Source organism: Streptomyces sp. NRRL S-118, from assembly GCF_000716335.1.
Classification (GTDB): Bacteria; Actinomycetota; Actinomycetes; order Streptomycetales; family Streptomycetaceae; genus Streptomyces.
On the sequence record NZ_KL591019.1, the window covers coordinates 3,104 to 22,994 of the forward strand.

General features: G+C 74.2%; 18 protein-coding genes and 3 pseudogenes. 10 read left to right on the plus strand and 11 right to left on the minus strand.

Annotated elements, in window-relative coordinates; all coding sequences use genetic code 11:
* The 3 genes and pseudogenes from IH00_RS0126680 to IH00_RS0126690 form a co-directional block, all read right to left on the minus strand.
* Nucleotides 1-302 (minus strand): annotated as a pseudogene (locus IH00_RS0126680) (DUF2243 domain-containing protein); the annotation flags it as partial.
* Between the two features lie 266 nt (nt 303-568).
* Complete coding sequence (locus IH00_RS0126685) at nt 569-1,759, minus strand: S8 family peptidase (RefSeq protein WP_031077922.1); 1,191 nt, start codon at nt 1,757-1,759, stop codon at nt 569-571.
* 251 nt (nt 1,760-2,010) lie between these two features.
* Nucleotides 2,011-2,322, minus strand: coding sequence for a hypothetical protein (locus IH00_RS0126690; protein WP_158827939.1), 312 nt, complete (start codon nt 2,320-2,322; stop codon nt 2,011-2,013).
* 138 nt (nt 2,323-2,460) lie between these two features.
* Here IH00_RS0126690 and IH00_RS0126695 point away from each other — a divergent pair, with 138 nt between their 5' ends.
* From IH00_RS0126695 to IH00_RS0126705, 3 genes are all read left to right on the plus strand, one after another.
* The gene (locus IH00_RS0126695; RefSeq protein WP_031077925.1) at nt 2,461-3,015 is read left to right on the plus strand and encodes a TetR/AcrR family transcriptional regulator; all 555 of its coding nucleotides are present in this window, start codon (nt 2,461-2,463) and stop codon (nt 3,013-3,015) included.
* 2 nt (nt 3,016-3,017) lie between these two features.
* Nucleotides 3,018-3,374, plus strand: coding sequence for a hypothetical protein (locus tag IH00_RS0126700; RefSeq protein ID WP_031077928.1), 357 nt, complete (start codon nt 3,018-3,020; stop codon nt 3,372-3,374).
* A 154-nt stretch (nt 3,375-3,528) separates the two neighbouring features.
* Nucleotides 3,529-5,241, plus strand: a complete 1,713-nt coding sequence (locus IH00_RS0126705; protein WP_324615802.1) for an alkaline phosphatase family protein — start codon at nt 3,529-3,531, stop codon at nt 5,239-5,241.
* Nucleotides 5,242-5,310: 69 nt separating this feature from the next.
* On the opposite strand, the gene IH00_RS0126710 is transcribed toward IH00_RS0126705, so the two are convergent.
* Nucleotides 5,311-6,060: a CDP-alcohol phosphatidyltransferase family protein gene (locus IH00_RS0126710; protein WP_031077931.1), complete on the minus strand. Its 750-nt coding sequence runs from the start codon at nt 6,058-6,060 to the stop codon at nt 5,311-5,313.
* Between the two features lie 125 nt (nt 6,061-6,185).
* Here IH00_RS0126710 and IH00_RS0126715 point away from each other — a divergent pair, with 125 nt between their 5' ends.
* From IH00_RS0126715 to IH00_RS40580, 5 genes and pseudogenes are all read left to right on the plus strand, one after another.
* On the plus strand, nt 6,186-7,184 hold the full coding sequence (locus IH00_RS0126715; protein ID WP_031077933.1) for a zinc-dependent alcohol dehydrogenase: 999 nt from the start codon (nt 6,186-6,188) through the stop codon (nt 7,182-7,184).
* A gap of 78 nt (nt 7,185-7,262) precedes the next feature.
* The gene (locus IH00_RS0126720; protein ID WP_031077935.1) at nt 7,263-7,661 is read left to right on the plus strand and encodes a 6-pyruvoyl trahydropterin synthase family protein; all 399 of its coding nucleotides are present in this window, start codon (nt 7,263-7,265) and stop codon (nt 7,659-7,661) included.
* A 275-nt stretch (nt 7,662-7,936) separates the two neighbouring features.
* Nucleotides 7,937-9,055: a glycosyltransferase family 4 protein gene (locus IH00_RS0126725; protein WP_052411662.1), complete on the plus strand. Its 1,119-nt coding sequence runs from the start codon at nt 7,937-7,939 to the stop codon at nt 9,053-9,055.
* Nucleotides 9,052-9,918, plus strand: coding sequence for a methyltransferase domain-containing protein (locus IH00_RS0126730; protein WP_031077939.1), 867 nt, complete (start codon nt 9,052-9,054; stop codon nt 9,916-9,918). Before IH00_RS0126725 ends, IH00_RS0126730 begins: the two co-directional genes overlap by 4 nt.
* A pseudogene (locus tag IH00_RS40580) lies at nt 9,915-11,099 on the plus strand (lysylphosphatidylglycerol synthase transmembrane domain-containing protein); the annotation flags it as partial. The gene IH00_RS0126730 and the pseudogene IH00_RS40580, both read left to right, overlap by 4 nt.
* A 36-nt stretch (nt 11,100-11,135) precedes the next feature.
* Here IH00_RS40580 and IH00_RS44300 read toward each other — a convergent pair.
* Nucleotides 11,136-12,047: a RibD family protein gene (locus tag IH00_RS44300; protein ID WP_031077941.1), complete on the minus strand. Its 912-nt coding sequence runs from the start codon at nt 12,045-12,047 to the stop codon at nt 11,136-11,138.
* Complete coding sequence (locus IH00_RS0126740) at nt 12,044-12,808, minus strand: creatininase family protein (protein WP_031077943.1); 765 nt, start codon at nt 12,806-12,808, stop codon at nt 12,044-12,046. The genes IH00_RS44300 and IH00_RS0126740 overlap by 4 nt, the downstream gene beginning before the upstream one ends.
* A gap of 82 nt (nt 12,809-12,890) precedes the next feature.
* On the opposite strand from IH00_RS0126740, the gene ribA reads away from it, so the two are divergent.
* Both ribA and IH00_RS0126750 read left to right on the plus strand, forming a co-directional pair.
* The gene (gene ribA / locus IH00_RS0126745) at nt 12,891-13,550 is read left to right on the plus strand and encodes a GTP cyclohydrolase II (RefSeq protein WP_031077945.1); all 660 of its coding nucleotides are present in this window, start codon (nt 12,891-12,893) and stop codon (nt 13,548-13,550) included.
* A 150-nt stretch (nt 13,551-13,700) separates the two neighbouring features.
* Nucleotides 13,701-14,567, plus strand: a complete 867-nt coding sequence (locus IH00_RS0126750; RefSeq protein WP_031077947.1) for a hypothetical protein — start codon at nt 13,701-13,703, stop codon at nt 14,565-14,567.
* A gap of 322 nt (nt 14,568-14,889) precedes the next feature.
* On the opposite strand, the gene IH00_RS0126755 is transcribed toward IH00_RS0126750, so the two are convergent.
* The 5 genes and pseudogenes from IH00_RS0126755 to IH00_RS40585 form a co-directional block, all read right to left on the minus strand.
* On the minus strand, nt 14,890-17,286 hold the full coding sequence (locus IH00_RS0126755; protein WP_031077949.1) for an ATP-binding cassette domain-containing protein: 2,397 nt from the start codon (nt 17,284-17,286) through the stop codon (nt 14,890-14,892).
* Nucleotides 17,287-17,499: 213 nt separating this feature from the next.
* Nucleotides 17,500-17,916, minus strand: a complete 417-nt coding sequence (locus IH00_RS0126760) for a VOC family protein (RefSeq protein WP_031077951.1) — start codon at nt 17,914-17,916, stop codon at nt 17,500-17,502.
* Between the two features lie 10 nt (nt 17,917-17,926).
* Complete coding sequence (locus IH00_RS0126765) at nt 17,927-18,346, minus strand: helix-turn-helix domain-containing protein (RefSeq protein ID WP_031077953.1); 420 nt, start codon at nt 18,344-18,346, stop codon at nt 17,927-17,929.
* 72 nt (nt 18,347-18,418) lie between these two features.
* A pseudogene (locus IH00_RS45290) lies at nt 18,419-18,787 on the minus strand (ATP-binding protein); the annotation flags it as partial.
* A gap of 240 nt (nt 18,788-19,027) precedes the next feature.
* Nucleotides 19,028-19,885 (minus strand): amidohydrolase family protein, encoded by an 858-nt coding sequence (locus IH00_RS40585; RefSeq protein WP_078887993.1) that lies wholly within the window; start codon nt 19,883-19,885, stop codon nt 19,028-19,030.
* Nucleotides 19,886-19,891 lie beyond the last annotated feature (6 nt).

Here is a 19,891-nt window from a genome sequence, read left to right on the forward strand (position 1 = left end):
TCACCGGGGTCGCCCCCGTGGTCCAGGGGACGGCCCCGGCGCTGGAGGAGCCACCCGGCCACCACGAACACCGCGCCCAGGAGGAGGAAGCCGAGGTCCCACCAGAATGGGTGAGGGCCGGAGCGGACGTGGTGGATGCCGAGGATGTGGTGGTCCAGCAGCCCTTCGACGAGGTTGAACAGGCCCCAGCCGACGAGCATCCAGCCCCACGGCACCGCGGAGGTCCACGCGCGGCGCCGGTGGTGCGTGACCCGGGAGTACAGCAGGGCCAGGCCGGTGAGGACGGCGAGCCAGCAGACGGCCGAACGCGTCCGCGGCTGCCCGCTCCGGGCGGGCCGCGGTGCCGTCGGCGTCCTCGCCCGAACCGTGCGCGCGCATGCCCGGCGACCACCCCGCCGCCACCTGCGCGTCCCCGCTCCCGGAGGAAGCGCCGCGCGCCCGCCCGGCCGGCGTCACCGGTTCGGCGCAGGGGCGGCCGCACCCGGTCCGGCAGGCACGCGGACGGTCCGCCACCCGCGCGCCCCGGTCCGGGCGGGCGGGCGGCGGCCCCGCCCCGTGCACGCGGCGGTCACAGGCCGCCGGTCTGCAGGAGCCGGTTGGGGGAGCCCTTGCTGACCTGGAGCACGTCCTTCACGGACTGCTCGGCCAGCCGGACGGCGACCTGCTCCGGTGTGGCGCTCGGGTTCCTGGCCTTGTGGAGGACGGCCACGCCCGCCACGTGGGGGCTGGCCATGGAGGTGCCGTTGAGGGCGACGCTGCCGCCGCCGAGCCGCGCGGAGACGATCTGCTGACCGGGTGCGTAGATCCACAGGCAGGGGCCGAAGTTGGAGAAGCCGGTCTCCTGGTCGAGGTGCTGGGTGGCGCCGACGGTCACGACCCGGGCAGCGCTGGCGGGCGACACGGTGCAGGCGTCGACGGCGTCGTTGCCCGCCGCGACCACCGGGAGGACCCCCCTGTCGGACAGTGCGGTGGCCGCGCTGTTGACGGCGTCGGAACGCGGACCTCCGAGAGAGGCGTTGAGCACGGCGGGCTGGCGGGCGTGCTGGGCGACCCAGTCCAGTCCCGCGATGACACCGGCGCTGGAGCCCTTGCCCTCGCAGTCGAGGACGCGGACGCTGACCAGGCCGGCCCTGCGTGCCACGCCGTACGTGGCGCCGGCGACGGTCCCGGCGACGTGCGTGCCGTGGCCGTTGCAGTCCTGGCCGTTGCGGCCGTCCCCGACCGCGTCGAAGCCCGCCTGGACGCGGCCGGAGAACTCCGGGTGCCGGTAGTCGATGCCGGTGTCGAGGATGAACGCCCCCACGCCGGAGCCGGTGGTGCCGACGGTGAAGGTGTTGTCGAGCGGCAGGTAGGGCTGGTCGATCCGGTCCAGGCCCCAGCTGGAGGCGGGCGCGCGCAGCCCCTTGGCGGGCACCGGGGTAGCGGTGACCACCGCGTCCTCCTCCACCGACGTCACCTCGGGAAGCGCCCGTACCGCCGCGAGCCGGGCCGGGTCGAGCCTGGCGGCGAAGCCTCTGAACACGCTCGAGTAGGAGTACAGCGGCGTGACGCCCACCTGCCGGGTGACGGTGGCCGTCACCGCCTTCGCGTCCAGGGCGACGATGTACCGGCCCGCGATGGCCGACGGCTGGGTCCTCAGCGGCGCGGGGACGGTGCGGGCCGGCGGCTCGGGAGGGGGTTCGGCAGCGACGGCCGGCGCTGCCGCCAGGGGCAGCAACAGGAGGAGGGCAGCGGACAGGCGGCGTGCGGACGGCTTCATCCGGGGTCTCCGTTCGATGGAGCGGTAGTCCAGCGGCGGACGGCCGGATGCACTGCACACCTGCCGAGGCGCACCGGGGGACATGCCTCACGCCTGGAATCTGGGCAGGCGGACGGCGCGCCATGTCGCCGTGACAGGCGCACGCCATAAATGTGATGAGTCGACGGAGGATGCGGTCGCCGGATCGGGTCAGGGCGCCGGTGGCAGCCGCACCCCGGGCGCGGGCGCGGGGAACGGCGCGGGGGCTGCCGTTACGGGGCGTCCTCGCGGTAGCCGCACAGCCAGGACAGCGCGTCGCGCGCGCCCTCGGTGTAGGCGCGGTCGTCCTCCGGGAGCACGGGGTCCTCCAGCCGGACCACGGCCGCGTCCACCTCTGCGGTGAGGAGACCCATCTCGGGCACCCCTTCCGCCCCCACTCCGGTGACCGGCGAACGCGAGGAGGCACCCATGGCCCACTCGTACGCCGCGGAGGCGCCGGCGGCGAACGGGGGCGGGTTCCCCTGGGACCCGGACCGCACCGCCACCTCGACATCGCCGTAACTGCGTACCCCGACCAATCGCACTGGACTCTCCCTGCTCTCCGCTGCCGATCCGTGGCTTCACACGTACCCCACCACCGGCCGCCGATGACCGCCCGGTGAACACGCATTGAAGAACGATCGTTCTTGACTGATCGTTCTTTTACTCGTTACGCTCCCGGCATGGGACGACCACGGGGTTTCGACGAGGATCAGGCGGTCGCGCAGGCGGCCGTCGTGTTCGCGCGGCACGGATACGAAGGCACGTCCGTCGACGACCTCGTCGGCCGGCTCGGCGTGCACCGGGGCAGCCTGTACAAGGTGTTCGGCAGCAAGCGGGGCCTGTACCTGGCCGCCCTGCGGCGTCACCTCGACGACGAGGTACTGCCGTGCGCCGCCGCCCTCGCCGGCTCCGCCGACCTGGCCACGGCCCTCGCGGCCGCCGCTGGCGGCTTCGACGCCGGTCCGGCCGCCGGTCTGCTCACCCTGGCCGCCGCCGAACAGGCACCGCACGACTCCGACGTGGCCGCTCTGGTGGCGGAGGCGTGCGGTGCGCTGGACCGTGCCCTCGGGGAGGTGCTCGCCCGGTCGGGCGAGGAGTCCCCCGCCGCCACCGCTCTCGCGGCCGCTCTGGGCGCGACGGTCCTGGGCCTGCGGTTGCGCGGCCGCACCACGGCACCGGACGCCCGTCCGGCGCTCGCACTCGCAGCACGGGTCCAGCCCGTCCGAGGAGGATGAAGATGGCCAAGGTCACCGTGGAGAACCGCTCCCTCGTCGTGGAGGTGGAGGGCCTCGACCGGCTCTGGGCCCTCAGGAGCCGGCTCGACATCCCACTCGCCAACGTGCGCGGGGCGACCCACGACCCCGGTATCGCCCGGGAGCCGAAGGGAATCCGCACCGGCGGGACGCACGTGCCCGGCGTCATCACCGCGGGAAGCTTCCGCCACGACGGCGAGCGCGTCTTCTGGGACGTCAGGAACCCGGCCGGAGCCGTCGTGATCGAGCTGGCGGACGAACGCTACGCACGGCTCGTGGTGGAGGTGGACGACCCGCGCGCGGTCGTGGCCTCCGTCGAGCGTGCCCTGACGCCCCGCTGAGCCGCCGGCCGCCCTGCTCGCCGCACCGGCCGCACCGCCCCTCGCACCGCCGCTTGAACCGACACCGCCGGCCAGCCGTACTCACCACGGCGGCCCGGGCCTGCGGGTCCGGCCCGCCGTGCCATCAGGTCACGTACGGGAGAGGACCCCCCAGGTGTCGATCCGCACCACTGCACAACCGTCCCGAGCCGGCACGCCGCCCCCGGAGGAGGACCGGCCACCGGGCGGCGCGGCCCCCGGCCCGGGCGGCGTGCCGGAAGGGCGGCACCGCACGGGGCGGGTGCGCCACGGCCTGGCCGCCGCGCTGGTGCTCGGCGCCCTGCTGCTGCCGGACGATCCCGCCCGCCTGTCCCCCGGCGCGTTCACGCGCATACCGGTGGAGGCGATATGCGGCGTCGCGCTGGTGCTCGTGCTGCGGGCAGGGGCGCGGCGGACGGCGGCGGTGCTCGCCGGCGTGCTGCTGGGGCTGCTGACGGTGCTGAAGTTCCTCGACATGGGTTTCCGCTCCGTGTTCGCCCGGCCGTTCGACCTGGTTCTCGACTGGGTGCTGCTCGACGACGCCGAGGCGTTCCTGGGCGATTCCATAGGCCGCGCGGGCGCGGTCGGCGTGGTGGTGGGGGTGGTGCTCCTCGTCGTCGCGGTGCTCGTGCTGATGGCGCTGTCGGTCGTCCGGCTGAGCCGGCTCGTCGTCCGGCACAGTGCCGCGGCGACCCACGCCACGGTCGCCACCGGGACCGTATGGGTCCTCTGCGCAGCCCTCGGTGTGCAGATCGCGGGCGCTGAGGTGGCGTCCAGCGACGCGGCCGGACTCGTGCAGAGCCGTGCCCGCCAGGTGCGTGCGGGCATCGCGGACCGGGAGGCGTTCGCCGAGGAGTCCGCGGTGGACGCCTTCCGGAACGTCCCGGCCGACCGGCTGCTGACCGGGCTGCGCGGCAAGGACGTGCTGTTCGTCTTCATCGAGAGCTACGGCCGCAACGCGATCCAGGACCCGGACATGGCCCCGCAGGTCGGCACGGTCCTCGCCGACGGGTCCCGCCGGCTGCGCGAGGCCGGGTTCTCCTCCCGGAGCGCGTTCCTCTCCTCGCCCACGACGGGCGGCGGCAGCTGGCTGGCCCACTCCACCTTCGCGTCGGGGCTGTGGATCCACAACCAGCAGCGCTACCGGGACCTGACCTCCAGTGACCGCCTCACCCTCACCGGCGCGTTCCGGCGCACGGGCGCCTGGCGGACGGTCGGCATCATGCCCGGCGTGACCCGGGCCTGGCCCGAGGGGCGCTTCTACGGCCTGGACCACGTCCACGACTCCCGGGAACTGGGCTACCGGGGGCCGAAGTTCAGCTGGTCGCCGGTGCCCGACCAGTACAGCCTGGCGGCGTTCCGGCGCCTGGAGCACGGCAAACCGGACCGGCCGCCCCTCATGGCGGAGATCATCCTCACCTCCAGCCACAACCCTTGGGCACCCGTCCCCCGGCTGATCGGCTGGGACGAAGTGGGCGACGGCTCGGTCTACCACGCCGTCGAGGCGGCGGGTAAGGACCCCGCGGACGTGTGGCGGGACCCGGACCTGGTGCGCGCCGAGTACCGCCGCTCCATCGAGTACTCGCTGAACAGCCTGATCTCGTACGTGACGGAATACGGGGACGACGACACCGTGCTCGTCTTCCTGGGCGACCACCAGCCCGTGCCGGCCGTCACCCGGGACCGCTACGGCAGGGACGTGCCCGTCTCGATCGTCGCCCGGGACCCCGCGGTGCTCGACCGGGTGTCGGGATGGGACTGGCAGGAGGGCCTCAAGCCGGGGCCGGACGCCCCGGTGTGGCGGATGGATGCCTTCCGCGACCGCTTCCTCACGGCGTACGGACCGTGACGCGCTTCCTCACGGGGTACGGGTCGTGACGCGGCCGCGGGTGCCGGGCGGGTGCGGACGCGGCGGCGGTCATACGCTTTCGCGCGCCGCCGCCCGCACCGGCGCGGCGCCGCGGGTCACCCTGAGGCACCACAGGCACCGGATGTCACGGCCGAACGACCAGACCAGCAGCGCGAGCGCCACCAGGACCACCGCGTACGCCGCGGCGGCCGGAACGACGCCGGCCCCGGCCACGAGGAGGACGACGCCCTGCACCGCGGCCACCGTCTTGCGGGCCGTGCTCGGGGGCAGGGGCCCGTTCAGCCACGGCAGCACCCGGGCCGCAGCGACGAAGACGTACCGCATGGCGCCGATCGCGAGCACCCACACGCCCAGCGACCTCGCGACCTGGACGCTCAGCACCAGGATGAGGAAGGCGTCCACCTCCATGTCGAAGCGGGCACCCAGGGCGGTCGCCGTCCCGGTGCGCCGGGCGACCCGGCCGTCCACGGCGTCGAGGGCCAGCGCCACCGCGGTGAGCGCGGCGAGGACGACGGCCGGCGGCCGGCCGACGAAGAGCTCGGCGACCAGCGCCGTGACACCGCCGACGAGCGTCGTCCGGGTCAGGGTCACGCCGTTGGCGGGGCCGAAGGGCATGTGCCGGGGCCACGACCTGCGCAGGGCGCGGGTGAGCACGGCCCAGCTGGCGAACGTGAACACCAGCCCCGCCAGCCATCCCGCCGGCCCCAGTCCCGTCAGCGTGCCCAGCAGGGCCAGCAGGACGAGTTGCGCGGCCGCCCCGAGGGCAGGCTCGACACGCAGCGGACGTGCATCGGACATGTCGCCCACCAACACGGGGCACCCCTCCGGACCTGTGACAGAGTCGATGGCCGCCGCGTACCGTGTGCGCGGCTTCGTCACCCTCACAACGTGCTCCACCATCCCAGCGTTCAACAGGAGAACCGATGCAGCGCACCGCGCGCGCCTTCTGGCTGCGCTCCCCTGGCCACGGCGAGATACGCGACGTCCCGCTGCCGGAGCCGGCCGCCGGGGACGTCCAGGTCCGCACCCTGTTCTCGGGGGTGAGCCGGGGCACCGAGAGCCTCGTCTTCCGCGGCGGCGTACCGGAGAGCCAGCACACCGCGATGCGGGCGCCGTTCCAGGAGGGTGACTTCCCCGGCCCGGTCAAGTACGGCTATCTCAACGTCGGTCTGGTCGAGGAGGGGCCGCCGGAGCTCGTCGGCCGCACCGTCTTCTGCCTCTACCCCCACCAGAGCCGGTACGTCGTCCCGGCCGGAGCCGTGACACCGGTGCCGGACTCCGTGCCCGCCGGGCGTGCGGTGCTGGCCGGAACGGTGGAGACGGCGGTGAACGCGCTGTGGGACGCGGCGCCGTTGGTGGGTGACCGGATCGCCGTCGTCGGGGCCGGGATGATCGGCTGTTCCGTCGCCGCCCTGCTCGCCCGGTATCCCGGCGTCCGCGTCCAGCTCGTCGACGCCGACCCGGCGCGGGCCACCGTCGCGGCCGCCCTGGGTGTCGACTTCGCGCTGCCCGGGGAGGCCCTGGACGGCTGCGACCTCGCCGTGCACGCCAGTGCCACGGAGGCGGGCCTCACCCGTGCGCTGGAACTGCTCGCCCCGGAGGGGACGGTCCTGGAGCTGAGCTGGTACGGCGACCGGCGCGTCAGCCTGCCGCTCGGCGAGGCCTTCCACTCCGGCCGGCTGGTGCTGCGCGGCAGCCAGGTGGGACGGGTGTCGCCGGCCCGCCGGGCGCACCGCACCTTCGCGGACAGGCTGGCGCTCGCGCTCGACCTGCTCGCGGACCCCGCCTTCGACGCGCTGATCAGCGGCGAGTCCGCCTTCGAGGAACTGCCGTCCACCATGGCCCGGATCGCCGGCGGGAGTCTGCCGGGACTCTGCCACCGGGTCAGGTACGACCCGGACGGCGCCGCCGGAGCGTGCTGAACGCGCGGGGCGCCGCGACCGTACTCACATCGCAGGGGCCGCAGGCAGCGGCCTGGTTCGGACCGGAGGTCAATGCCGTTGTTCAGTGTCACCGTCCGTGAGCACCTCATGATCGCCCACAGTTTCCGCGGCGAGGTCTTCGGACCCGCGCAGCGCCTCCACGGAGCCACGTACCTCGTGGACGCCACCTTCCGCCGTGCCGGGCTGGACGCCGACAACATCGTGGTCGACATCGGGCTCGCCACCAAGGAGCTGGGTGCGGTGGTGGCCGAGTTCAACTATCGCAACCTCGACGAGGAGGCCGAGTTCACCGGCGTCAACACCTCGACGGAGTACCTGGCCAAGGTCATCGCCGACCGCCTGGCCGACCGGGTGTACGCCGGAGCGCTGGGCGAGGGCGCCAAGGGGCTGGCCGGCATCGTGGTCACCCTCCACGAGTCCCACATCGCGTGGGCGAGTTACGAGCGTGCCCTGTGAACGGCCCCGCGTCGCCCGGCGCTTCACCCGCGCCCCCGCCGGCCGCGTCGGCCTCCCCGGCCTCGCCGTCGTCCGCGTCTTCGTCGCCTTCGTCGTTTTCGTCGTCCTCGTCGTCCTCGTCGTCGACCGCCTCTTCGGCCCCGTCGTCCGCGGCCTCGACCGCTCCGCCGTACGCTGCGGCCCCGGCCGCCTTCTCGTCCGCCGCCTCCCCGTCCACCCCGTCGGCCGGCGCCGCGTCCGCAGCACCGCGGCACGCGCGTGCGGTCCGCGTGGTGATGCCCGGGGCGGTCGACGACCCGGCGGCGCCGAGCGGCGGCAACACCTACGACCGCAGGGTGTGCCGCGACCTGCCCGGCGTCGGCTGGCAGGTGCACGAGCACGTCGTCGCCGGTGACTGGCCCTCCCCCGCGCCGGCCGCCCGCGCGGAACTGGCGCGGCTGCTGCGGGAGTCGTCGGACGGCACCCTCTTCCTCCTCGACGGGCTCGTCGCCTGCGCCGCACCCGACGTCGTCGTGCCCGAGGCCGGGCGGCTGCGCATGGCGGTACTCGTCCACCTGCCACTGGCCGACGAGACGGGACTCGCTCCGGCGCTCGCGGCGGAGCGGGACGCCGGGGAGCGCCGGACGCTGCACGCCGTGGCGGCGGTCGTCGCCACCAGCCACTGGGCCGCCGAACGGCTGGTGGACCACCACGGCCTGCCCTCCGAGCGGGTCCACGTCGCCGCGCCCGGCGCCGACGTCGCCCCCCTCGCGCCCGGCAGTGCGCCCGGCGCCGTGCCCGGCGCGGGCCCGGGTCCCGCCTGCGGTACCGGCAGCGCTCCCCGGCTGCTGTGCGTCGCCTCGGTCACCCCGCGCAAGGGTCAGGCGGAACTGGTCGAGGCGCTCGCGGCCGTCACCGACCTGCCGTGGAGCTGCGTCTGCGTGGGAGGACTGGAACAGGACCCGGGCTACGTCGACGTGGTGCGCGAGCGGATCGCGCGGCACGGTCTCGACGACCGCGTGCAGCTGACCGGTCCGCGCAGCGGCCCGATGCTGAACGCCAGTTACGCGGGCGCCGACCTCCTGGTGCTCGCCTCCCGTGCCGAGACGTACGGCATGGTCGTGACCGAGGCGCTGGCACGCGGGGTCCCGGTGCTGGCGACGTCCGTGGGCGGGCTCCCGGAGGCGGTGGGTCGTGCCCCCGACGGCAGTGTGCCCGGCTTCCTCGTACCGCCGGACGACCCGGCGGCGCTCGCGGCGGCGCTGCGGCGCTGGCTGGGCGAACCCGCCGAGCGGCACCGGGCCAAGGTGGCCGCGCGCCGGCGGCGCACCGCGCTCGCCGGCTGGGAGACGACCGCCCGCAGTCTGGCCAAGGTGCTGGAGCACCTCCGGTACGACACCCAGGAGGCCGCGTGACCACGCCCGCCGGAACCCGATTCGCCCCGCAGTGGCTGGCCCTGCGGGAGGAGGCCGATGCCGCCGCGCGGGCGGTCGCCCTCCTCGGGCCGCTGCGGCACGTGCCGCGGCAGGAGTCCGGGCTGGTCATCCGCGACCTGGGATGCGGCACCGGCTCCATGGGGCGGTGGCTCGCACCGCGGCTGGCGGGCGCGCAGCACTGGATCCTGCACGACCACGACCCCGATCTGCTCACCCTGGCCGCCACCCGGATGCCGCGCAGGGGCGCGGACGGCGGCCGCGTCACCGTGGAGACGCGGTGCGGCGACCTGGCCGGGCTGACCGCGGCCGAGCTGTCCGGGACCCGTACCGATCTGGTGACGGCGTCCGCCCTGCTGGATCTGCTGACGCGCGAGGAGGTGGAGCGGCTGGCGGCGGCCTGCGCGGGGGCCGGCTGCCCGGCGCTGCTGGCACTCTCGGTCGCCGGGCGGGTCGAGCTGATGCCGGCCGATCCGCTGGACGCCGCGATCGGCAGCGCGTTCAACGACCACCAGCGCCGTCTGGAACGCGGCCGGCGGCTCCTCGGGCCCGACGCCGTCGCGGCGGCCCGCGAGATCTTCACCCGCCACGGCATGGCGGTGCGGGTGCAGCCCAGCCCGTGGCGCCTCGGCCCGGGTTTCCGCGGTGGCGCCGACACGGCCCTGATGGCGCAGTGGCTGCGGGGCTGGGTGGGTGCGGCCCGGGAGCAACGGCCGGACCTCGCGCCGCGGGCCACCGCGTACCTGCGGCGGCGCCTGGACGCCTGCGAGGCCGGTGAGCTCCGCGTGGTGGTGCACCACAGTGACCTGCTGGCCCTGCCCGGGCCGCCGGACGCCGCCGCATGAGCGCGCGGGCGGTACGGGCGCGGCTCGGCGTCCCGGCGGGAGCGGTGATCCTCGTACTGGTCGTGTGGTGGCACGGCGCGGGTGCCGTGGTCGCCGGGCTGCGGGCGCTCGACGGCGTCACGCTGCTGGCCGCGGTCGGACTGGGCCTGTGCACGACCGTGCTGAGTGCCTGGCGCTGGTGCCTCGTGGCGCGCGCCCTGGGCGTCCGGCTGCCGCTCGGGCATGCCGTGGCCGACTACTACCGTTCGCTGTTCCTCAACGCGGCGCTGCCGGGCGGTGTCCTCGGTGATGTGCACCGCGCGGTCCGGCACGGGCGGAGCGCCGGGGACGTCGGCCGGGCGGTGCGGGCGGTCGTCGTCGAGCGGGCCGCGGGCCAGCTGGTGCTCGTCGCGGCCGGTGTGGTGCTGCTGGTCGCCCAGCCCTCCCCGGTACGGGCGGCCCTGGCCGGCGCCGTACGGGACGCCGCCACGGTGGCGGGTGCGGTGGCCGCGGCCGCCGTGCTGGGAGTGCTGGGGGCGGTGGTGGTGGTACGGCGCCGCCGGAGGGCGAGCGCGGGGCGGGGGGCCGAGCCGGGACCTGCGCCGCGGAGCGCCCGCACAGCTGCTTCGTCCGCCCGCAGGGCGGGGCCGGCGGCGTCCGGTGGGTGCGATCGCGCGACGGAGGACGGAGCCACTGCGTCGGAGGCACCCCCGGGCCCGGGCGGCGGCAGGGGGCATGGGCGAGCGGCGACGCAGCGAGCGGGCGTGCCAGGTGCCGCCGGAGGGGCGGGACTTCGCGGACACGCCCCCGGGACGGGGTGCGCGGCGCCCGGCGGGCCGGACGGTTCACGGTGCCCGGCGGCCGCCGGCAGCCGCACCCCGTGGGCGCACCGGGCGGGACGCCTCCGGCGGGCGGCGACGCTCGCGGCCGACCGATCCGGTGCGGAGCGGGACGGGGCGCGCCTCGGCCTGTTCCGCCAGGGTGTCCGGCCGGGCGTGCTGCTGGCGTCCCTCGCGGTGCTCGCGGGGTACCTCGCCATGTTCCTCCTCGCCGCCCGCGCCGCGGGGTCGGCGGCGCCGGCGGCCGAGCTGCTGCCGCTGATGGTGCTGGCCCTGCTCGCGATGGCCCTGCCGCTCAACGTCGGCGGCTGGGGCCCCAGGGAGGGGGTCACCGCCTGGGCCTTCGCGGGCGCGGGCATGGGCGCGGCGCAGGGACTGACCGTCGCGGTGGTGTACGGGCTACTGAGTTTCGCCGCCGCGCTGCCCGGTGCCGGCGTGCTCCTCGTCCAGTGGCTCGCCGGGGCGCGGCGTGCGCAGGTCGAGTTCGAAGAGGGTGTCCTCGCCGAGCCGGGTGCTCCGCGTGGGTGGGCGCAGCGCGTCGCGCATCAGCTCCGGCCCCGGAAAGCCGAGCCCGCGGACACCGTCGCCGAGGAGGACGGGGGCCACGGTGAGGTAGAGCCGGTGCAGCGCGCCCTCGTGGAGGAACCGCGACACGGTGACCCCGCCGCCCTCGACCAGGACGCGGCCGAGGCCGCGCCGCGCGAGTTCCCGTACCAGGTGGCGCGGGGTGAACGCCTCGCGGCCGGGCAGGACGACGACGTCCACACCGTCCGGCCGCGCGGTGGTGCGCGGTTCGTGCCCGGCGCCCGCACCCACCAGCCAGAGGGTCCGCGCGGCCCCGTCGCGGAAGAGCCCGTGTCCCAGCGGTACCCGGCCGTGCGGGTCGATGACGACGCGGACCGGGTTGTCCCCGGTACAGGCCCGCACGGTGAGGCGGGGATCGTCCGCGACGGCGGTGCCGGCTCCCACGACGACCGCGTCGGCCAGGGCACGCAGGCGGTGCAGGTGCTCCCGGTCCTCCTCGCCGGTGACGTAGTCGGCGTCGCCGGTGCGACTGGCGATGAACCCGTCGAGGCTCTGGCCCAGTTGGGCGAAGGTCACGTGCGGGCCCGCGAGGCACAGGGGCAGATAGCGGTCGGCCAGGGCGTCCGCCTCGGGGGTGCCGTGCCGCCAGTGGGCCCTGCCGTCCGCGGCGCGGACCAGTCCGGCGGCCTCGGCGTCGCCGTCGGACCGGATGCCGCGCAGCCGCTCCCAGGCTTCGGCCGCGTCCACGACGACGGCGGCGGCGGTACGCGCCGCGGGGGCCGTCACCGGGTCCTCCGGCTCGTGTCCGCGGGGGCGAGGAGGGAGTGGTACTCCGCGAACGCGTCGACCAGGGCCGCGAGCAATTCCCTGCCCTTTTGGGCCGATGCCCGTGACGGGCGCCCGATCACGCCGGATTCCGTGTAGGCCCGCATACCGAGGGAAAGCAGATGCTTCCGTTCGTCGGACACGAAATCGGAGGTCTCATAACCGGGCCGGACCAATTCCGGATGGTCGTGCAGCAGTATGGAGGTCTCCACTTCACCGGCATGCATATCGCTGTGGGAAGGCGTCTCAACACCGGCCCGTTCACGCGCCTGCGCCCAATCGGACGAGCCGGGGAAAAGAGCCATGCGCATATCCGTTCCGGCGGATTCCTGGACGATGTTGCGCACGACATAGTTGCCGCCGTGCCCATTGACCAGGACCAGACTCTCCACGCCCGAGCCGCGCAGTGAAACGGCGATGTCCCGTACCACCGCGTACAGCGTCGCGGCGGAGATGCTGACGGTCCCCGGCCAGTCGGCATGCTCGTGCGAGCAGGAGATCGTCACAGGTGGGAGCAGGTGCACCGGGTAGGCGCCGGCTATCCTCCGGGCGATGGCGCAGGCGATGACGGTATCGGTCATCAAGGGGAGGAACGGGCCGTGCTGTTCGAAACTCCCGATGGGCAGCACGGCGACCTCCGCACGCACCGCCCCGGCGTCCTCCGTGGTCGTGTCCAGTGCGAGCATACCGGTCCCGGTCATGTGCGGCTCGGTCACATTCATACACCCCGCCCCTTTCTTTCGAGAGCGAAACATTTCGTCAATTCCTTGCTCCTGGCGCGAGGTTACCCGATAGGATCCCGCCATGATAGATATCGATGGCACTTCGCAGACAGCCACACGGTCATCGGGCGTCGAGCACGTGGTGAATGTACAACTGTCGACCGAATACGGCGAATTCCTCGCGGTCGGTTACCTGGACACCGACCGCGGCGATGAGCACATGGCCCTGGTGTACGGCGATGTCGGGGCCGGGGACGACGTCCTCACCCGCGCGCATTCCGAGTGCCTGACGGGTGACGCCTTCGGCTCCAGGCACTGCGAGTGCGGTGAGCAGCTCTCCGCGGCCCTGCGCGCCATCGCCGCGGAGGGGCGGGGGGTGCTGATCTACCTCCGGGGCCACGAGGGGCGCGGCATCGGCCTGTTGGCGAAGCTGCGGGCGATGCGGCTCCAGGCGGAGGGACTCGACACGGTCGAGGCGAATCTGGCGCTCGGGTACCCGGACGACGCCCGCGAGTACGGAGCGGCGGCGGGGATCCTCGACCACCTCGGGGTGCGGTCCGTACGGCTGCTGTCCAACAACCCGCGCAAGAGCGAGGCGTTGGAGCGGCACGGGATCCGGATCAGCGGCCGGGTGCCGTTGCTGATCCCGCCGCGCGAGGAGAACCTCTCCTACCTGTGGACCAAGCGCGAGCGCATGGGCCACCACCTTCCGCACCTGGGCGGTCTGCCCGGGACGCGCTGAAGGAGCGCGGTCACCGCGGCCCGATGAGACAAGCCGGGCCGCCCTGCGTACTCCCTGACGACGAACCACCGGGTGGTCTCGGCCCCCGGCACCACCACGGAGGCACGCGTCCGTGCACCGGCCGTGGATGTCCGTTGAGGAGCGCTGCACGTGCACGTTGACGAGAACGAACCGCTGACCGATCCCCTGCGACGGCCCGGCACGGGTTCCGGTCCGGAGCAGTCGATCATGGAGTCCTTCCAGAGGGTGCTGGACGCGCTGGACGCCGCCCGGGCCGAACTGCACAGCCTCGAGCCACGGCCGTACGGGGCCGCCGGGTCCTTGGACGGGTTCCTCCGCCCCGCCGGGGGGCGGGCGGAGGAAGCGACGACGGGGGCGGGCGGCGTGGAGGAGCACGGCTGGGGCAGCGGTCCGCGCACCGTTGCACGCGCGGCCGCCGTGACCTCGCCCCCTGTGTCCGAGCCCGCTACGCCGCCGGCCGTGGTGGTGGAGCCGCTGTGGGCGCGCGGCTCCGGATCCGTCCAGCCGTCGGACCCCTGGACACGCCCGACCGGTCCGGGGACTTCCCGGCCGGACCCGGTGTGGCCGGTGTACCCGGGGAACCCCGTGCCGTCGGCCGCAGCCGCGGCCGGAGGGACAGGGTCGGCAGGAGGGTCGGGGCGGCCGGAAGGCCGTGCGTGGCCGCGGCTCGTGGCCGGCAGGCGGGCACGCCTGGCAGGGGCCTGCTCCGTGGGCGCGGTGGGCGGTCTCCTCGTCGCCTCCTCGTTGCTGGGCAACGGCGCCATGGGCCCGGGCCCGTGGGCGCCTTCCCTGCGGCCGGACCGCCCGGCACCGGGCACGGACCGGCCGCAGGAGGACGCGCGCCACCCGCACGGCTCGGTCCGGGAGGACGCCGGGCAGCAGCGGCGGACGTACCGGATCCCCCGGCTCCGGCCCGGCGGCGAATCCCCCGGGCGCTACGCCATCGAGGTCCGGGAGGCCGGAGCGAGGTTCCAGGGCCCGGGGTTCACCGCCTAGCCGGTCTCGTCGGTCTCGTCGGTCAGGCCGGATCAGTGAGCGGCGTTCGGTGCATGGGGCCTCCCCAGGTCCGTCAGGGCCGAGGGGACGCATCGCACGCCGGAGGAGGAAGTCGACGCGGAGGGTTGGGCGACCGTCGACAACGCGGTGAGGTGGCGGGCCGGGCGTCGCGAGCCCGGCACGACCTGCGGGACACCCCCTGGGGAGCGGCCGTGAAGCAGTCCCGTCCTCCCTCCCGGCAGACGGGACGCTGCGGACACGCCCTACGGCGTCTCGTCGGCCGGGCCCGCCCGGCCGACGAGACGCCCCTGGGCGGAGCCGGTCAGGCGCCGACGTAGGCGGCGAGGTGCTCGCCGGTGAGCGTGGAACGGGCGGCGACGAGATCGGCGGGCGTTCCCTCGAAGACGATCCGGCCGCCGTCGTGGCCGGCGCCGGGGCCGAGGTCGATGATCCAGTCGGCGTGCGCCATGACCGCCTGGTGGTGCTCGATGACGACGACCGACTTGCCGGAGTCGACGAGCCGGTCGAGCAGGCCGAGCAGCTGCGCGACGTCGGCGAGGTGGAGGCCGGTGGTCGGCTCGTCGAGGACGTAGACGCCGCCCTTGTCCCCCATGTGCGTGGCCAGCTTCAGCCGCTGGCGCTCGCCGCCGGACAGCGTGGTGAGGGGCTGGCCGAGGGTGAGGTAGCCGAGCCCGACGTCCGCCATCCGTTCGAGGATCCTGTGGGCGGCCGGGGAGTGGGCCTCACCGGCGCGGAAGAACTCCTCGGCCTCGGTCACCGACATCGCGAGCACCTCGCTGATGTCGCGGCCGCCGAGGTGGTACTCCAGCACCGACGCCTGGAACCGCTTCCCCTCGCAGTCCTCGCAGGGGGTGTCGACGCCGGCCATCACGCCCAGGTCGACGTAGATGACACCGGCGCCGTTGCAGGTCGGGCAGGCGCCCTCGGAGTTGGCGCTGAACAGCGCCGGTTTGACGCCGTTGACCTTGGCGAACGCTTTGCGGATCGGGTCGAGCAGTCCGGTGTAGGTCGCGGGGTTGCTGCGGCGCGAGCCACGGATCGGCGCCTGGTCCACCGAGACCACGCCCTCCGAGCCCGGGATGGAGCCGTGGATGAGCGAGCTCTTGCCGGACCCGGCGACACCGGTCACGACGCAGAGCACGCCGAGCGGGATGTCGACGTCCACGTTCTGCAGGTTGTTCGCCGTCGCGCCGCGGATCTCCAGCGCGCCGGTGGGCTTGCGCACGGTCTCCTTGAGTCCGGCGCGGTCGTCGAGGTGGCGGCCGGTGACGGTGTCGCTCGCCCGCAGCCCCTCGACGGTGCCCTCGAAGCAGACGGTGCCACCCGCCGTGCCGGCGCCGGGGCCGAGGTCGACGACGTGGTCGGCGATGGCGATCGTCTCCGGCTTGTGCTCCACCACGAGCACCGTGTTGCCCTTGTCCCGCAACCGCAGCAGCAGGTCGTTCATCCGCTGGATGTCGTGCGGGTGCAGACCGATGCTGGGCTCGTCGAAGACGTACGTGACGTCGGTGAGCGAGGAGCCGAGGTGGCGGATCATCTTGACGCGCTGCGCCTCGCCGCCGGAGAGGGAACCCGCGGGCCGGTCGAGCGAGAGGTACCCGAGGCCGATCTCCGTGAACGAGTCGAGGGTGTGCTGCAGGGCGGTGAGCAGCGGCGCCACCGACGGTTCCTCGAGGCCGCGGACCCATTCGGCGAGGTCGCGGATCTCCATCGCGCAGGCGTCGGCGATGCTGATCCCGCCGATCTTCGAGGACCGGGCCCCTTCGCTGAGCCGGGTGCCGTCGCACTCGGGGCAGGTCGTGAAGGTGACCGCCCGCTCCACGAAAGCCCGGATGTGGGGCTGCATCGCCTCCTTGTCCTTGGACAGGAACGACTTCTGGATCTTGGGGATCAGGCCCTCGTAGGTGAGGTTGACTCCCTTGACCTTGACCTTGGTCGGCTCCCGGTAGAGGAAGTCGTGCATCTCCTTCTTGGTGAACCGGCGGATCGGCTTGTCCGGGTCGAGGAAGCCCGACTCGGCGTAGACGCCCACGGTCCACACGTTGTCCGACTTCCAGCCGGGGATGGTGAACGCTCCCTCGGCGATCGACTTGGAGTCGTCGTAGAGCTGGGTGAGGTCGATGTCGGAGACCTTGCCCCGGCCCTCGCAGCGGTTGCACATGCCGCCGGTGCGCTCGAAGGTCGCCTTCTCGGCCTTGGTCTTCGCGCCGCGCTCGACGGTGATCGCGCCGCTCGCCTTCACGGAGGCGGTGTTGAAGGAGTACGCGCTGGGCGGGCCGATGCGGGGCGTGCCGAGTCTGCTGAAGAGGATGCGCAGCATGGCGTTCGTGTCGGTGGCGGTGCCGACCGTGGAGCGGGGGTCGCCGCCCATGCGCTGCTGATCGACGGTGATCGCGGTGGTCAGCCCGTCGAGGACGTCCACCTCGGGGCGGGCCAGGTTGGGCATGAAGCCCTGGAGGAAGGCGCTGTAGGTCTCGTTGATCAGCCGCTGCGACTCGGCGGCGATCGTGTCGAACACCAGGGAGCTCTTGCCCGAGCCGGATACGCCCGTGAAGACCGTCAGCCGTCGCTTGGGGAGCTCGATGCTGACGTCCTTGAGGTTGTTCTCGCGTGCGCCGTGAACGCGGATCAGATCGTGGCTGTCGGCCCTGTGCGGCAGTGCGGGCGACTGCTTGTCCGTCCTCGTGCGCGTGCTCATCGTGTCTCCATGGTGTCGGGCGGGACCGCCGGTGCGGCCCTGTACCGGCGTCGTCGCCCGGCTGGTCCGGCCGTTCGAGCGGTACGCCGGGTCGTCGGGTCGTCGGGTCGTCACCTGGTCGGCTGGTCGGCTGGTCATCAGCTTCGCAAATCGTTCACGGGTTCGCGGGATGTTCGCGTGGCTCGCGGGAGGCCCGGCCGGCCGGGCCCCGTCTCACTTCGTGCGGGACCGGACGAAGCGCACCATATTGCCGGAGGGGTCGCGGAACGCGCAGTCACGGACGCCGTACGGCTGGTCGATCGGCTCCTGGAGCACCTCGCCGCCCGCGGCGCGGATGCGCTCGAAGGTGGCGTCGACGTCGTCGGTGCTGAAGACGACCCCGCGCAGCAGGCCCTTCGCCAGGAGTTCCGCCATGGCCTGCCGGTCGGCGGGCGAGGCGTTCGGGTCGGCGAGGGGCGGCTCGAGGACGATGCCGACACCGGGCTGCGCCGGCGAGCCGACGGTCACCCAGCGCATTCCCTCGAAGCCGACGTCGTTGCGCACCTCCAGGCCGAGAGCGTCGCGGTAGAAGGCGAGCGCCTCGTCGTGGTCGTCGACGGCGATGAAGCACTGCGAAAGCGTGATGTCCATGCGCTTCACGCTACGGGCGGGGGGATCGCTTGGCTTCTCCGTTCCTGACCGGTCGCGTGTGGATCTTCGCGAGACAGGCCGGGACGGCGGCGCCCTCGTCGTGGGGGCGGGCCCGGTAGGCGCTCGGGCTCTCTCCGACGAGCTCGGTGAACCGCGAGCTGAACGACCCCAGCGAGGTGCAGCCGACCGCGAAGCACACCTCCGTCACCGTCATGTCGCCCCGCCTCAGCAGCGCCTTGGCCCGCTCGATCCGGCGCGTCATCAGGTAGCTGTACGGCGTCTCGCCGAATGCGGCGCGGAAGCTGCGGGAGAAGTGGCCCGGTGACATGTGGGCGCTGCGCGCCAGTGCGGGAACGTCGAGCGGCTCCGCGTAAGCGCGGTCCATCAGGTCACGGGCCCGGCGCAGCCGGACGAGGTCCTCCAGCGTCATGCGACCACCATCCCACGGGCGGAAGGGCTGCCGAGCGGCAGGTCGTGCTCGGCCCGGACGACCTTGCCGGGAGGAGGTGCGGCACGAGCCCCAGCGGCGGCAGAGCATGTTGACGAGCTGAAGGCCGCGCCCTCCCTCCGCGCTCAGCGGCGCGTGCTGGATCTGCGGCAGGTCGGGGCCCGTGTCGGCGACTTCGAGCCCCAGCCGGTCGTGGAGGGCCAGGCGGATCCGGCCGGGTCCGTTGCCGTGGCGCAGGGCGTTGCCGACGAGTTCGCCGGTGACCGGTTCGGCGGCGTCGACCCGTTCCGTCAGGCCCCACCGGTCGAGCTGTTCGCGGACGAGCCGGCGGGCGATGCCGGCGGAGCTGCCGTCGGCGGGCAGCTCCCAGGTCTCGATGGCGCATCCGGCGGCGTTCCGGGGCAGGCGGGTGCCGGCGATCATCACCGTCTCGTCGCACCGGTCGGTGCCGCCCGGGCCGGCGGCGGCCACGGCGGCGGCGTCGCGCCGTCCCGGTGCCGACGCGGCCACGGTGTCCTTCAGCCGCGCGAGCTGGGTGCCGATGTCGTCCGTGCGCGTCTTGAGCAGACCGTCGGTGAACAGGAAGAGGGTGCTGTCGTCCGGGGCGGTCACCCGCGCCGGATCGTGCGGGATGACCCCGGCGCCCAGGGGGCGCTCCCGGCGTCAGCTCGACGTAGGAGGCGGCGCCGTCGGCGCCGGGCAGCAGCGGTGGCGGGTTGCCCGCCGAGGCGACCGTGCACCTGCCGTCGCCCGGGTCGTACACGCAGACCCTGGCGGCTGCAGGACACGCCGGCCGCGGGACCGGCGCAGGAGGCGCAGGAGGTTGCCCCCGGTGACCAGGGCCTCGTCCGCGGGCGGCAGTCCGAGGGCACGTACCTTCGCCAGTTCGAGTCCCGGGTGCAGCCAGGGGCCGTCGGAGCCGAAGAGGAGCTTGCCCGGCCCCGCGCGCCGCACCGCCTGCACGAGCAGGTCGAAGCGGCGTACGCCGGAGGTGTCGGCGTGGATGTTGGGGTGCCGGACCAGGTGGTCGAGGAGGGCGAGCTGGGCGCCCCAGTCGTCGGCGAAGCTTCCCAGGTGCGGCACGACGAAGTCGACGTCCGGGTACTCGGTGCCCAGCAGTTCGACGGGGGCGATCTCGCCCATCGGGTCGTACAGCACCGGCAGCCGGTACCGGCGGGCCGCCTCGCACACCTCGCGTGTGATGCGGGCGTCGCGGCGGTGGACCTTGATGCCCCGGAAGCCCCAGTGCCGGACGGCCCGCTCGATCAGGGCGTGCACGCGTCCGGCGTCCCGTCGGGGGTGGACCATCGCGAAGGGGATGAAGCGGCCCGGGCGGGCCGCCGCGATGCGGGCCAGCCGGTGGTTGGCGACCGCGTAGTCGTCGTGGAAGGCGGGCAGCAGCACGGTGCGGCGGATCCCCGCGGCGTCCGCGCGCCGGAGGTAGCCGCCGAGGGGTGCCGCGTCCCAGGGGCCGCTCAGGGCGGGGCCGCGCCCCGCGTGGCAATGGCAGTCGATGATCACGCCGGG